Raw genomic sequence first — 365 nt, forward strand, 5'->3', positions numbered from 1 at the left:
AGCGGCTCCTCCCTCTCTGGCTGCGGCGTCGGATCACCCGGAGCCAGTGGCGGGTCACTTCATCCACGAAGAACCCGATGCGACGACTGTTGAAGGGCACGGCATGATAATTCAGCCAGCCTTGCACCACCCTCCGCAACCACCGTCCGGTCTCTCCCAGCGGTCGATGCATCCGCTTGCGCAGTTCCAACCGGATCGCCTGCAAGGTCGCACGCATCCGCTTCGCCACCGTGTGACGATGGAGGACGAAACTCCCGTCGCTCCTCCGCTTCGCGCACTTGTGCGTGAAACCGAGGAAGTCGAAGGTCTCCGCCCGCTTCCCCCCGCCCTTCCCGCGCCGGTCGGCGAACCGACCAAACTCGATC

1 protein-coding gene is annotated in these 365 nt (G+C 64.9%); it reads right to left on the reverse strand.

The window, feature by feature from the left end; all coding sequences use genetic code 11:
• The coding region (locus ACG2LG_RS24320; RefSeq protein ID WP_396263510.1) for a group II intron maturase-specific domain-containing protein at positions 1 to 365 on the reverse strand (365 nt) is incomplete at both ends.

Origin of the sequence: Haloferula sp. A504 (genome assembly GCF_044385805.1) — a bacterium.
Classification (GTDB): domain Bacteria; phylum Verrucomicrobiota; class Verrucomicrobiia; order Verrucomicrobiales; family Akkermansiaceae; genus Haloferula.